Source organism: Actinacidiphila acidipaludis (genome assembly GCF_019890725.1).
Classification (GTDB): Bacteria; Actinomycetota; Actinomycetes; order Streptomycetales; family Streptomycetaceae; genus Actinacidiphila; species Actinacidiphila acidipaludis.
In genome coordinates, this window is the sequence record NZ_JAINZZ010000057.1 from 40,595 (window position 1) to 52,921 (window position 12,327).

Annotated in this window: 14 protein-coding genes and 1 pseudogene; 13 read left to right on the top strand and 2 right to left on the bottom strand. The window is 73.1% G+C overall.

What is annotated here, in order from left to right; genetic code table 11:
• Window positions 1-135 precede the first annotated feature (135 nt).
• From K7862_RS30240 to mutM, 9 genes are all read left to right on the top strand, one after another.
• Window positions 136-2,067: a DAK2 domain-containing protein gene (locus K7862_RS30240; RefSeq protein WP_222967975.1), complete on the top strand. Its 1,932-nt coding sequence runs from the start codon at window positions 136-138 to the stop codon at window positions 2,065-2,067.
• 60 nt (window positions 2,068-2,127) lie between these two features.
• A complete protein-coding gene (gene recG / locus K7862_RS30245) occupies window positions 2,128-4,395 on the top strand; it encodes an ATP-dependent DNA helicase RecG (RefSeq protein ID WP_222967977.1) in 2,268 nt (755 codons plus the stop codon).
• A 40-nt stretch (window positions 4,396-4,435) separates the two neighbouring features.
• Complete coding sequence (gene rsmD / locus K7862_RS30250; RefSeq protein ID WP_222967979.1) at window positions 4,436-5,017, top strand: 16S rRNA (guanine(966)-N(2))-methyltransferase RsmD; 582 nt, start codon at window positions 4,436-4,438, stop codon at window positions 5,015-5,017.
• Window positions 5,018-5,087: 70 nt separating this feature from the next.
• Entirely contained in the window at window positions 5,088-5,567 is a 480-nt protein-coding gene (coaD, locus tag K7862_RS30255) for a pantetheine-phosphate adenylyltransferase (RefSeq protein WP_222967994.1), read from the top strand.
• A gap of 10 nt (window positions 5,568-5,577) precedes the next feature.
• Window positions 5,578-6,738 carry a F0F1 ATP synthase subunit B gene (locus K7862_RS30260; RefSeq protein WP_222967980.1) on the top strand — a complete coding sequence of 387 codons (1,161 nt, stop codon included), beginning with the start codon at window positions 5,578-5,580 and terminating at the stop codon, window positions 6,736-6,738.
• A gap of 142 nt (window positions 6,739-6,880) precedes the next feature.
• Complete coding sequence (locus tag K7862_RS30265; RefSeq protein ID WP_222967996.1) at window positions 6,881-7,486, top strand: YceD family protein; 606 nt, start codon at window positions 6,881-6,883, stop codon at window positions 7,484-7,486.
• A gap of 2 nt (window positions 7,487-7,488) precedes the next feature.
• Window positions 7,489-7,662, top strand: a complete 174-nt coding sequence (rpmF, locus tag K7862_RS30270; RefSeq protein WP_069465182.1) for a 50S ribosomal protein L32 — start codon at window positions 7,489-7,491, stop codon at window positions 7,660-7,662.
• Window positions 7,663-7,681: 19 nt separating this feature from the next.
• Window positions 7,682-8,434, top strand: coding sequence for a ribonuclease III (gene rnc, locus K7862_RS30275; RefSeq protein WP_222967982.1), 753 nt, complete (start codon window positions 7,682-7,684; stop codon window positions 8,432-8,434).
• Between the two features lie 122 nt (window positions 8,435-8,556).
• Complete coding sequence (gene mutM, locus K7862_RS30280; protein WP_222967984.1) at window positions 8,557-9,423, top strand: bifunctional DNA-formamidopyrimidine glycosylase/DNA-(apurinic or apyrimidinic site) lyase; 867 nt, start codon at window positions 8,557-8,559, stop codon at window positions 9,421-9,423.
• Here mutM and K7862_RS30285 read toward each other — a convergent pair.
• Window positions 9,396-9,800 carry a winged helix-turn-helix transcriptional regulator gene (locus K7862_RS30285; protein ID WP_222967985.1) on the bottom strand — a complete coding sequence of 135 codons (405 nt, stop codon included), beginning with the start codon at window positions 9,798-9,800 and terminating at the stop codon, window positions 9,396-9,398. The genes mutM and K7862_RS30285 overlap by 28 nt on opposite strands.
• 192 nt (window positions 9,801-9,992) lie before the next feature.
• On the opposite strand from K7862_RS30285, the gene K7862_RS30290 reads away from it, so the two are divergent.
• A complete protein-coding gene (locus K7862_RS30290; RefSeq protein WP_222967986.1) occupies window positions 9,993-10,586 on the top strand; it encodes a flavodoxin family protein in 594 nt (197 codons plus the stop codon).
• Between the two features lie 85 nt (window positions 10,587-10,671).
• Here the strand turns inward: K7862_RS30290 and K7862_RS30295 are convergent, their stop codons facing one another.
• Window positions 10,672-10,884 carry a hypothetical protein gene (locus K7862_RS30295; protein ID WP_222967987.1) on the bottom strand — a complete coding sequence of 71 codons (213 nt, stop codon included), beginning with the start codon at window positions 10,882-10,884 and terminating at the stop codon, window positions 10,672-10,674.
• Window positions 10,885-11,005: 121 nt separating this feature from the next.
• Between K7862_RS30295 and K7862_RS30300 the strand changes: the two genes are divergently transcribed.
• From K7862_RS30300 to K7862_RS30310, 3 genes and pseudogenes are all read left to right on the top strand, one after another.
• A complete protein-coding gene (locus K7862_RS30300) occupies window positions 11,006-11,224 on the top strand; it encodes a hypothetical protein (RefSeq protein ID WP_222967988.1) in 219 nt (72 codons plus the stop codon).
• Window positions 11,225-11,389: 165 nt separating this feature from the next.
• Window positions 11,390-11,812: a DUF6924 domain-containing protein gene (locus tag K7862_RS30305; RefSeq protein ID WP_222967989.1), complete on the top strand. Its 423-nt coding sequence runs from the start codon at window positions 11,390-11,392 to the stop codon at window positions 11,810-11,812.
• 254 nt (window positions 11,813-12,066) lie between these two features.
• Window positions 12,067-12,327 (top strand): annotated as a pseudogene (locus K7862_RS30310) (hypothetical protein); the annotation flags it as partial.

A 12,327-nucleotide genomic window follows, 5' to 3' on the forward strand; every position in this document is an offset into this window, starting at 1 on the left:
TACAACGCCTGCTCCCGTACAACGAAACTACCATGGTCCGGGACCCGCCCCGACCCGCCCGCCCTGGGCGCGTGACGCGGCTCACGACTACCCTCACGGGCAGCCGCCCCGTTCGCCGTGTCCCAGGAGGACCTGTTGCCGCCCTCGCTCGACGCTTCCGCGGTGCGCGCCTGGTGCCGGCTCTCCCTGCGGGCGCTGGGCCGGGCGCGCGAGGAGATCGACGCGATCAACGTCTACCCGGTGGCCGACGGCGACACCGGGACCAACCTCTACCTGACCATGGAGTCCGCCGCGCAGTCCGTGGACGCGGCCTTCGACGGCCACGCGGCCACCAGTGACGCGGACGGCACCCGCCCCACGCTCGCCGAGGCGTTCCTCGCCATGTCCCACGGCGCCCTGATCGGGGCCCGCGGCAACTCCGGCACGATCCTGGCGCAGTTGCTGCGCGGCATGAACGAGTCGATCGCGGCGCCCGCGGTGACGCTCGGCGGATTCGCAGGGACCGGTGAAGCCCGCGCGGGCGGCGCCGGTGGCGGAGTCGCCGGGCCCGGCGTGCCCGACGCGGAGCACGCGGCCGCCGCCGTGGTGCGGCAGGCGCTGCGCACCGCCGCCGCGTCCGGGTACGAGGCGGTGTCCCGGCCGGTCGAGGGCACCATGCTGACCGTCGCCACCGGGGCCGCCGACGCCGCGCAGACGGCCGACGGCGGGCTCGCCGAGGTCGTCCGGGCCGCCCACGCGGGCGCGCTGGCCGCCCTGGCCGGCACCCCGGGGCAACTGGGCGTGCTGCGCCGGGCCGGTGTGGTGGACGCCGGCGGCCTGGGCCTGGTCGCCGTCCTCGGCGCGCTGTGCGAGGCCGTCACCGGCGAGGCCCCGCTCACGCCGCTGCCCGGAGCGGTGACCGGCGCGGGCACGTCGTTCCGCCACGCCCACCCTGTCGCCGGGTCGGCGACCACGCACACCGCGCGCCCGGGCGGTGCGGGTCCGGCCGCCGCTCCCGAGCCCGATTCCGATCCCGGAACCGAACCCATCCCGGTGCCGGAACCCGGCCCCGGCGCCGCTCTCACCCCCGGTCCCGGCGCTGTCCTCGACCCCGACCTGGGCCCAGCCCCGGCCCCCGGGGAGGACGCCTGCGAGCAGGACGGTCACACCGGGGAGGACGGCCCCGCCTTCGAGGTGATCTTCCTGCTGGAGGCGGCGGGCGACGCCCCCGTCGCCCGGCTGCGCACCCGCCTCGACGCCCTCGGCGACTCGCTGGTGGTCGTCGGCGGGGACGGCCTGTGGCACGTCCACGTCCACGTCGACGACGTCGGCGCGGCCATCGAGGCGGCGATCGAGGCCGGGCGGCCCTACCGGATCCGGGTGACCCACTTCGGCGCGCAGCACCGGGCGCCGGACCGCGAACGCGTCCTGCGGGGCGTCGTCGCCGTCGTCCAGGGCGACGGCCTGGCCGGGCTCTACGCCGAGGCCGGCGCGACCGTCGTCGCGGTGCGCCCCGGCGAGCCGCCCGCCAGCGGCGAGATCGCCGCGGCCGTCCGGCGGGCGCACGCCCACGAGGTGATACTGCTGCCCAACGACACCGAGCTGCGCGACGCCGCGGGCGCTGCCGCCGAACAGGCCCGCACCGACGGCGTGCGCGTCGCGCTGATCCCGACCCGCTCGGCGGTCCAGGGACTGGCCGCCCTCGCGGTGCACGAGCCGTCCCGCCGGTTCGACGAGGACGTGGTGGCCATGACCTCCGCGGCCGGTGCCACCCGGTACGCCGAACTCGCGGTCGCTGAGCACCGGTCGTGGACGATGGCCGGCGTGTGCCAGGCCGGGGACGTGCTCGGTCTGATCGACGGGGACGTGGCGGTCATCGGCGGCGACCTGGCGGAGACCGCCGTCGTCGTGCTCGACCGGATGCTGGCCGCGGGCGGTGAACTCGTCACCCTCGTGCTGGGCGAGGGGGCGCCGTCGGGCCTCGGCGAGCGGATCGAGGCGCACGTCCGCGAGGTGCACCTGGCGGTGGACACGATGACGTACCAGGGCGGCCAGAGCGCCGCCCCGCTCCTGATCGGCGTGGAGTAGCGCGTCCCCGGCGCGGTGGGTGCCGGGGAATTGTCGGTGGCGTGCGGGAAGATGGTGGGGATGAGCGCGAACCCCCTCGACGACCGGCTCCGCGACCTCGTCGGCGACCGTACGGCCAAGGTGCTCGGCGAGCACCTCGGGCTGCACACCACCGGCGACCTGCTGCACCACTACCCGCGGCGGTACGCCGAGCGCGGCGAGCTGACCCGGCTCGCCGACCTGCCCGTCGACGAGTACGTGACCGTCGTCGCCCAGATCGCCAAGGCCGACAAGCGGACCTACGGCGGCGGCAAAGGCGTCCGGCTGGAGGTCGTGGTCACCGACGGAAGCGGCTCGCTGACCCTGGTCTTCTTCAGCAAGGCCGCGCACGCCCACGCCCACCGGCTGATCCCCGGCCGCCGCGGGATGTTCTCCGGCAAGGTGTCCGTCTTCAACCGCGTACGCCAACTCGCCCACCCCGACTACCAGTTGCTGGACGCCGAGGACGGCGCCGAGGCCCGGGAGGCGGCGGACGCGTTCGCCAACCGGCTCATCCCGCTCTACCCGGCGTGCAAGCAGATCACCTCCTGGCGGATCGCCCAGGCCGTCGACACCGCGCTGAACTCCCTCGCCGCCACCGGCTGGGCGGGCGTCGGCGAACCGCTGCCGCACGAACTGCGCGCCCACCGCGGCCTCGCCCCGCTCCCGGAGGCGCTGGAGAAGATCCACCGGCCGCGGTCCAAGCAGGACATCGCCGCGGCCCGGCACCGGCTGAAGTGGGACGAGGCGTTCGTCCTGCAGGTCGCGCTGGCCCGCCGCCGGGCCGCCGACGCCGCCCTGCCCGCCGTGCCGCGGCGCCCGTCCGCGGACGGCCTGCTCACCGCGTTCGACGCCAAGCTGCCGTTCACCCTCACGGACGGCCAGCAGGCCGTCTCCGCCGAGATCTTCGCCGACCTGGCCACCGACCACCCCATGCACCGGCTGCTGCAGGGCGAGGTCGGCTCCGGCAAGACGATGGTCGCGCTGCGGGCCATGCTCGGGGTGGTGGACGCCGGCGGCCAGGCGGCGATGCTCGCGCCGACCGAGGTGCTCGCCCAGCAGCACCACCGCTCGATCACCGAGATGATGGGCGATCTCGCCGAGGCCGGGATGCTGGGCGGATCCGACGCCGGCACCAAGGTGGTGCTGCTCACCGGCTCGATGGGCACCCCCGCCCGCCGGGCCGCGCTGCTGGACCTGGCGACCGGCGAGGCCGGCATCGTGGTCGGCACCCACGCGTTGATCGAGGACAAGGTGCAGTTCCACGACCTCGGGCTGGTCGTGGTGGACGAGCAGCACCGCTTCGGCGTCGAGCAGCGCGACGCGCTGCGCGGCAAGGGCAAACAGCCGCCGCACCTGCTGGTCATGACCGCCACGCCCATCCCGCGCACGGTCGCCATGACGGTCTTCGGCGACCTCGACACCTCCGTGCTCGACCAGCTCCCCGCCGGCCGCTCGCCGATCGCCAGCCACGTCGTGCCGGCCGCCGAGAAGCCGCACTTCCTGGCCCGCGCCTGGGAGCGGGTGCGGGAGGAGGTGGAGAGCGGCCACCAGGCCTACGTGGTCTGCCCGCGGATCGGCGACGCCGAGGACGCGGCGGACGCCCCGGGCGGCGGCAGGTCCGGCAGCCGGTCGACGGCCGCGGCGCAGAAGCCGCCGGCGAAGGCGGAGAACGAGCCCGACGACGGGGAGCGCCGGCCGCCGCTGGCCGTCCTGGACGTCGCCGGGCAGCTCGCCGCCGGCCCCCTGCGCGGCCTGCGCGTCGAGGTGCTGCACGGCAGGATGGCGCCCGAGGCCAAGGACGAGGTCATGCGCGCCTTCGCGGCCGGCGAGGTGGACGTGCTGGTGGCCACCACCGTCATCGAGGTCGGCGTCAACGTGCCCAACGCGACGGCCATGGTGATCATGGACGCCGACCGGTTCGGCGTCTCCCAGCTCCACCAGCTCCGCGGCCGCGTCGGCCGCGGCTCCGCGCCGGGGCTGTGCCTGCTGGTCTCCGAGGCGTCCGAGGCGAGCCCGGCCCGCGCCCGGCTCGACGCCGTCGCCGGCACCCTCGACGGCTTCGCGCTCTCCGAGATCGACCTCCAGCAGCGCCGCGAGGGCGACGTCCTCGGCCAGGCGCAGTCCGGCGCCCGGTCCTCGCTGCGCGTCCTGGCGGTGATGGACGACCGCGACGTCATCGAGGCCGCCCGCGACGAGGCCACCGCGCTGGTCGCCGCCGACCCGGAGCTGACCGCCCACGCCGACCTGCGCAGCGCCCTGCAGAGCCTGCTGGACGCCGACCGCGAGGAGTTCCTCGACAAGGGGTGACCAGGTCGGCACGGGGTAGTGTCGTCGGCGTGAGCACCTCATGACCCGCGTGATCGCCGGTGCCGCCGGAGGGCGGCGCCTCACCGTGCCCCCCGGCACCGGGACCCGGCCCACCTCGGACCGGGCCAGGGAGGGCCTGTTCTCCACCTGGCAGTCGCTGCGCGGCACCCTGGAGGGCGCTCGCGTGGCCGACCTGTACGCCGGGTCGGGGGCCGTCGGCCTGGAGGCGCTGTCCCGCGGGGCGGCCCACGTGCTGCTGGTCGAGGCCGACCCCCGGGCGGCCCGGATCGTGCGCGAGAACGCCGCCGCGATCGGCCTGCCGGGCGCCGAGGTGCGGGCCGGCCGGGCCGAGAAGACCGCCGCGGGACCGGCGCCCGCCGAGCCCTACGACGTCCTCTTCCTGGACCCGCCCTACGACGTCGCCGACGCCGAACTGCGGGAGATCCTGCTCACACTCCGGACCAACCTCTGGCTCGCCGGGGACGCGCTGGTCACCGTGGAGCGCAGGACCCGCGGCGGCGAGTTCGGCTGGCCGCAGGGGTTCGAGGGCCTGCGTGCCCGCCGGTACGGCGAGGCGACTCTTTGGTACGGTCGCGCCGCCCACGTTACCGATGGGTCATGAGCCCGCCGAACGACATGAGCCCGCCATGACCAGCACCGGCCACCCCCGTACGCAGAGCGAGGAGACAGTCGTGCGCCGCGCAGTCTGTCCGGGGTCCTTCGACCCCATCACCAACGGACACCTCGACATCATCGCCCGTGCCTCCCGGCTGTACGACACGGTGCACGTCGCCGTGATGATCAACCAGTCCAAGAAGGGCCTGTTCCCCATCGAGGAGCGGATCGCGCTGATCGAGGAGGTGACCTCCGACCTCCCGAACGTCGTCGTGGAGTCCTTCCACGGCCTGCTCGTGGACTTCTGCAAGCAGCGCGACATCCCGGCCATCGTCAAGGGCCTGCGCGCGGTCAGCGACTTCGACTACGAGCTGCAGATGGCCCAGATGAACATCGGCCTGTCGGGCGTGGAGACCCTCTTCGTCCCCACCAACCCCGAGTACAGCTTCCTGTCGTCCAGCCTCGTCAAGGAAGTCGCCCAATGGGGCGGCGACATCTCGCACTTGGTGCCGGGGCCGGTCCTGGAGGCGCTCAACGCGAAGCTGAAGCAGCGCTAGGCTCTCCTGCGTGGACGTCCAGAAGAAGCTCGATGAGATCGTGACGACCGTGGCCAACGCCCGGTCCATGCCGATGTCGGCCTCCTGCGTGGTGAACCGGGCCGAGCTGCTGGCCATGCTCGACGAAGTGTCCGCGGCACTCCCCGGCTCCCTCGCGCAGGCCCAGGAACTGCTCGGCGGCCGCGAGCAGATGGTGCAGGAAGCCCGTGCCGAGGCGCAGCGGATCATCGAGTCCGCACACGCCGAACGCGGCTCGATGGTCTCCGACACCCAGATCGCCCGGCAGTCGCAGGACGAGGCCGACCGGATCCTCGCCGAGGCCCGCCGTGAGGCCGACGAGATCCGCGCCGAGGCCGACGACTACGTCGACAGCAAGCTGGCCAACTTCGAGGTCGTGCTCACCAAGACCATCGGCTCGGTCGACCGCGGCCGCGAGAAGCTGCTCGGCCGCAGCCCGTACGAGGCCGAGGGCGGCTACCCCGAGGGCGAGGACGACCCGGACGCCCCGGAGCGCAGCAGCGACCCCGAGACGCTGCGCCGGCTCGCGGACGAGTACGTCGACACCAAGCTCGGCGCCTTCGAGGCGGTGCTCAGCAAGACCCTGGAGGCGGTCGGCCGCGGGCGGCTCAAGCTCACCGGGCACAACCCGATCGACGACCTCGCCGCGCAGATCGCCGCCGCCGACGCGGCCGGCGGCGCGGACGTCCACCAGCAGTCCGACGCGGAGTACCTGGCCGGCCTCGCCGCCCCCGCGGCCCCCGAGCAGGCGGACCTGGCCCAGTACGGCTACGACCCGCAGCCGCAGCAGACCCCCGGGCAGCCCGAGCCGTACGACCAGGGCGGCTACGAGTACCAGCAGCAGGGCTACGACTACCAGCAGCAGGAGTACGCCCAGCCGGCCGCCGCCTACGCCGACCCGTACGGGCAGCAGCAGGGCGCCGACGCCTACGGCCAGCAGCAGGGGTACGACTACCAGCAGCAGGGCGCCGACCCGTACGGGCAGCAGCAGTACCCGCCGCAGATCCCGTACCAGCAGCAGGGCGGCCACCCGCAGGAGCAGGGCCACCACCAGGGGTACGGGCAGCAGCCCGCCGCCCTGGACGAGACCAGCTTCTTCGACACCGGGATGATCGACCTCAACCGGCTGCGGGAGCTGGAACAGGGCAGGTGAAAAGGGTCCGTTTGGGCGGGGGCGGCGCGTCCAGTATCCTGTCCACTCCAGCCGTGTGAATCGCCGGCGCTTCGGCCTGCCCGCTCTCGTCGAGCGGTGAGGGCCGTCACCGCGCAGCAGCGCCCGTTCGAAAGAGGAAGCCCTGAACACCCGCCTCGACCACCGCAACCCGCTCGTGTTCGACACACGCGAGCTGGGTCGGCGTCCTGGTGCGATGAAGAAGGTCTCCCGTTCCGTGCCGGCGCCGCCGGACCTGGGCCTGATCGGGGTCATCGGCGTGCCCGAGGGTGCGACGGTGGAGCTGGACCTCCGCCTGGAGTCGGTCATGGAGGGTGTGCTGGTCACCGGCACCGCCCATGCACCGGTCACGGGGGAGTGCGTAAGGTGTCTGGAGCCGGTCGGGCAGGAGCTCGACGCGGAGTTCCAGGAGATGTTCTCCTACCCCGACGCCGACACCCGGACCGCCCGCAGGGACGAAGCCGGTGACGACGCCGAGGACGAGGACACGCTTCAACTCGAGGACGACCTGTTCGACCTCGAACCCGTGCTGCGCGACGCGGTGGTGCTCGCACTGCCGATGCAGCCGGTGTGCCAGGACGACTGTCCGGGCCTGTGCTCCGAGTGCGGAGCGCGGCTCGCCGACGACCCGGACCACCACCACGAGGTCGCCGACATCCGTTGGGCGGCCCTGCAGGAATTCCAGCAGAACGGCGCCGGCGACGGCGCCGACGAGAACCAGGAGAAGTAGCCGTGGCTGTTCCGAAGCGGAAGATGTCGCGCAGCAACACGCGCCACCGCCGTTCGCAGTGGAAGGCTGCGCCCGTGAGCCTGGTGGCGTGCGAGCGCTGCCACGAGCCGAAGCTCCAGCACATCGCGTGCCCGAGCTGCGGCACCTACAACCGTCGTCAGGTCCTCGAGGTCTGATCGGCGGGTGACAGGCTCAATGTCCTCCACGTCATCGCAGCGCGACGTCCCGGCGTCGCAGAAGACCGCGACGGACAAGGCCTCGTCCCACACGATTCTGGAAGGGCGGCTCGGGTACACCCTCGAGCCCGCCCTTCTGGTGCGTGCGCTCACCCACCGTTCCTACGCCTACGAGAACGGCGGGCTGCCCACCAACGAGCGGCTGGAGTTCCTCGGGGACTCCGTGCTCGGCCTGGTGGTCACCGACACCCTCTACCGCACCCACCCCGACCTGCCCGAGGGCCAGCTGGCCAAGCTGCGGGCCGCGGTGGTCAACTCGCGGGCCCTGGCAGGGGTCAGCCGCGGGCTGGACCTGGGTGCGTTCATCCGGCTCGGCCGGGGTGAAGAGGGAACGGGCGGCAGGGACAAGGCGTCGATCCTCGCGGACACCCTCGAGGCGGTGATCGGGGCGGTCTATCTGGACCAGGGCCTCGACGCTGCTTCCGAACTCGTCCACCGGCTCTTCGACCCGCTGATCGAGGAGTCGTCCAACCTCGGCGCCGGCCTGGACTGGAAGACCTCGCTCCAGGAGCTCACCGCCACGGAAGGACTCGGCGTGCCCGAGTACGCCGTGACGGAGTCCGGCCCCGACCACGAGAAGACCTTCAGGGCTGCCGCCCGCGTCGGTGGTGTCGAGTACGGCACCGGCACCGGCCGCAGCAAGAAGGAAGCGGAGCAGCAGGCGGCCGAGGCGGCCTGGCGCTCCATCCGCAAATCCTCCACCCCGGCCTGACCGGGCAGGGGTTTCAGGGGCGCGAGATCTCCCGGGTGACGCCCGGGGGACCTCGCGCCCCTCATGGTTGACGTCCGCCCGTCCCGGGCGGACCCCACACGTCCAGGTGGAAGGAGAGGGCCGTGCCGGAGCTTCCGGAAGTGGAGGTGGTCAGGCGCGGCCTCGCCCGCTGGACCTCCGGCCGCACCGTCGCGGGGACCGTCGTCCTGCATCCCCGCGCGGTCCGCCGCCACCCGGCCGGCGCCCAGGACTTCGCCGACCGGCTCTCCGGCGCCGTCCTCGGCGAGGCCCACCGCCGGGGCAAGTACCTCTGGCTGCCCCTGACCGAGGGCACCGCCCTCGTCGCCCACCTGGGCATGAGCGGCCAGTTCCTGGTGCGCCCCCAGGACGAGTCCTACGAGACCCACCTGCGCGTCCGCATCACGTTCGACGACGACCAGGGCACCGACCTCCGCTTCGTCGACCAGCGCACCTTCGGCGGCCTGTCGCTGCACGAGACCGTCCCCGGCGACCCGGAGGGCCTGCCCGCGCCGCTGTCGCACATCGCACGCGACCCGATCGACCCGGCCTTCGACGACGACGCGTTCCACGCGGCCCTGCGCCGCAAGCGCACCACCGTCAAGCGCGCCCTGCTCGACCAGTCCCTGATCAGCGGCGTCGGCAACATCTACGCCGACGAGGCGCTGTGGCGCTCCAAGCTGCACTACGAGCGTCCGACGGCGACGATGACCCGCCCGCGCACCGCCGAACTCCTCACGCACATCCGCGAGGTGATGGGCGACGCGCTCGCGGCCGGCGGCACCAGCTTCGACAGCCTCTACGTCAACGTGAACGGCGAGTCGGGGTACTTCGACCGCTCGCTGGACGCCTACGGACGTGAGGACCAGCCCTGCCGCCGGTGCGGCACGCCGATCCGGCGCCGGGCGTGGATGAACCGCTCCAGCTACTTCTGCCCGCGCTGTCAGCCGGTGCCGCGCGCCGCGTCGTAGCGCTCCCGCGCCACCAGCACGTCGGGCATCCGCTCCTCGACCAGGCCGATCAGCGCCAGCAGCCGGTCGGCGGTGTCACGGCCCAGCGGGCTGAGCCGGTACTCGACGTGCGGCGGGTTGGTCGGCTGGGCGTCCCGGATGACCAGGCCGTCGCGTTCCAGTGCGTGCAGCGTCTGGGAGAGCATCTTCTCGCTCACGCCCTCGATCCGGCGCCGCAGTTCGTTGAAGCGCAGCGTCTCGTACGACAGCGCGCACATCGTCAGGCTGCCCCAGCGGCCCGTGACGTGCTCCAGCGTCTCGCGTGACGGGCAGCCCCGTTCGAAGACGTCGTACCCGTCCGAGTCCGGTTCGCCCGTGGACTGCTGGGTCTGGCTCATGCGACAAGCGTACTCGGCCACAGCGCTTTCCGTGGGGCCGCGCTTCCTTTTGGGGAACGCCGGCCTAGAGGTTGCGCTCTCCCTGAGAGAGCGCTTCCTTGTGGAGTGTGCTCACCTATGGGTTGCGCTTTCCAAAAGTTAGTGCTCAACTATGGGCGGCCCGCTCGGGCCCCGTCCCCACGAGGAGCACGTATGTCCACCCCCGTCATCGCCATCGCCTACCACTCGGGCTACGGCCACACCGCCGTCGTCGCCGAGGCCGTCCGGGCCGGCGCAGAGACCGAGGGCGCCACCGTCCACCTGATCAAGGTCGACGAGATCACCGAGGAGCAATGGGAGCTGCTCGACGGCGCGGACGCCATCGCGTTCGGTTCGCCCACCTACATGGGCACGGCCTCGGCCGCGTTCCACGCGTTCGCCGAGGAGAGCTCGAAGCGGTGGTTCACCCACTCCTGGCGGGACAAGCTCGCCGCCGGCTTCACCAACTCCGGCGCCAAGAGCGGCGACAAGCTGCACACGCTGCAGTTCTTCACGCTGCTGGCCGCGCAGCACGGCATGACCTGGGTCAACCTGGGCCTGCACCCGGGCTGGAACATGTCCGACGCGTCGGAGAACGACATCAACCGGCTGGGCTTCTTCCTCGGCGCGGGCGCGCAGACCAACAACGACGAGGGTCCGGAGGCCGTCCACAAGGCCGACCTGCAGACCGCCGAGCACCTCGGCGCCCGCCTCGCCCAGACCGCCCGCGTCCAGCGCGCCGGCCGCGCCGCTCTCTCCGCCGCCTGATCCCGTCCCCGATCCGCCCGCGACGCGACCGCCGGCCCCGCCCCGAACCGCGGGGGCGAGGCAGGCGGTCCGCGGGCCCGGTCCTTCAGGCCCGGCCACGGCCCCGGGCACGGTGACGCCGGTACAGACCGTGCAGGCTCAGCAGCGCCAGCACTCCGGCCGTCAGGGCCCACCACCACGAGGCGCCGTCGTGCTCGTGCATCACGACGCCCTTCACCGTCAGGGCCACGGTGAGCAGCAGAGCGAGGTAGCCGAGGGCGAGGTCCAGCGCCCCGCCGACTCTCCCCGGACTCCGCATGGACGACCCCTTCCGGTCCGCGCACCCTGGGCGGTGCCGGTCGGAGCGTAGCGGCATCGCGTCTCCGTGCCACCGGCCGTGGGGCGTTGCGCGTCCTGAGGCCGCCCGGTACAACCTTCGCGTGACAACCGCCCCCACGCCGAACGCCCGTTGGACCAAGGACAGGCTCGGCGCCGCCCTGGCCGCCACGACCGGCTTCTTCGTCACCTTGCCGCCCGCGCTCGAAGTGACGACCCACCTCTTCCCGGACTACGCCCACACGACCGCGACCTTCGTCGGCCTCGCCGTCGCCACCCTCGCCTACCGGCTGGGCCTGCGCGCCATGAGGAGGCTCCCGTAGCCGCGGTCGTCCACAACCGTCGCTGTGACGGCGGTCAGCGCGGGACCTCTCGTGCCGGGGGCCGGGCGGGCCTGGCCGGCGCACGCGCCGGTCGCGGGGAGCCGATCGGACCGGGGTCGACGGGCGGCCTCGGCCTCGCTTCCGGCAGGTGACAGGATGGCCCGCATGCCCCTGCCCGCTCCGAAGGATCTGACCTCGACGATCCTGCGCACCGACTTCCGCGATGAGGCGGCTTGGTCCGCGGTTCGGGCGGCCATCGCCGCCGCCGACGGATCCCCGCACGCCACGTACGTCAGCGATCCCCGCTTCACGGACGTGAGCATCCAGGCACTCATCGACGAGGAGGACGCCGCCGATGAGGACGACAAACTCACGTATGTGTTCCTCGCGGACGCGATCACGATGACCGACGCGTCGTCTCCCCTCCTGGCCGTCGATCTCTACGACGAACCCGGACGGACCTTCCGGGTCCCGGCTGACCGGTACGCGGAGATCTCCGCCAATCTGAGCATCGCCAACTCGGACTTCGCCGACTTCGCGGACGAGGCCGACGCTTCGGGGCCGGGCGCCGCACCGGTCCACCGGTAGGACGATCATGATCCGTACGGCCGGCCTCCTGACTCTGATCCCGGGGATCGCCCTTCTCGGCGTCGGCGCGGGAATGTGGCTCCTGGCGGATGGCCGCGCCGAGAGGGGCCTCGCCATCCCGGCGGCAGGGGCCGGCTTCGCGCTGATCTGCTGCTCGCAAGCCGTCACGGCGCTGACCAGGCGCAACCGGGAGACATCACCCGGGCCGCGGCTGCCTCGCCAGGGACTTCACCGGTGATCACCGGTGTGCGGCCATGAGTGTGCCTGACCTGATTCCCATCCGGTGGGAGCCCGACAACCGCACAGCCACGATCGGCCGCTGGGAGCGGGGCCAGTTCCTCGCGCACCTGTCCGGACTCCCCCAAGGGCGGCAGGACGGGGACGCCGGCACCGTCGTGCGGCGTTGGTACGCCGTCCTGCACGAGTTCGACCCGGCCGGTCGGCACATCGACACGACGATCGAGGCCACCGGGACCGTCCCGGACGGACCGGGTCGCCCAGACAACATGATCCCC

Excerpts from the sequence above, each read along its gene's own strand:
- recG (WP_222967977.1), top strand. The coding sequence starts at position 2,128 with ATGAGCGCGAACCCCCTCGACGACCGGCTCCGCGACCTCGTCGGCGAC.
- rsmD (WP_222967979.1), top strand. The coding sequence starts at position 4,436 with ATGACCCGCGTGATCGCCGGTGCCGCCGGAGGGCGGCGCCTCACCGTG.
- rnc (WP_222967982.1), top strand. The coding sequence starts at position 7,682 with ATGTCCTCCACGTCATCGCAGCGCGACGTCCCGGCGTCGCAGAAGACC.
- K7862_RS30285 (WP_222967985.1), bottom strand. The coding sequence starts at position 9,800 with ATGAGCCAGACCCAGCAGTCCACGGGCGAACCGGACTCGGACGGGTAC.
- K7862_RS30290 (WP_222967986.1), top strand. The coding sequence starts at position 9,993 with ATGTCCACCCCCGTCATCGCCATCGCCTACCACTCGGGCTACGGCCAC.
- K7862_RS30295 (WP_222967987.1), bottom strand. The coding sequence starts at position 10,884 with ATGCGGAGTCCGGGGAGAGTCGGCGGGGCGCTGGACCTCGCCCTCGGC.
- K7862_RS30305 (WP_222967989.1), top strand. The coding sequence starts at position 11,390 with ATGCCCCTGCCCGCTCCGAAGGATCTGACCTCGACGATCCTGCGCACC.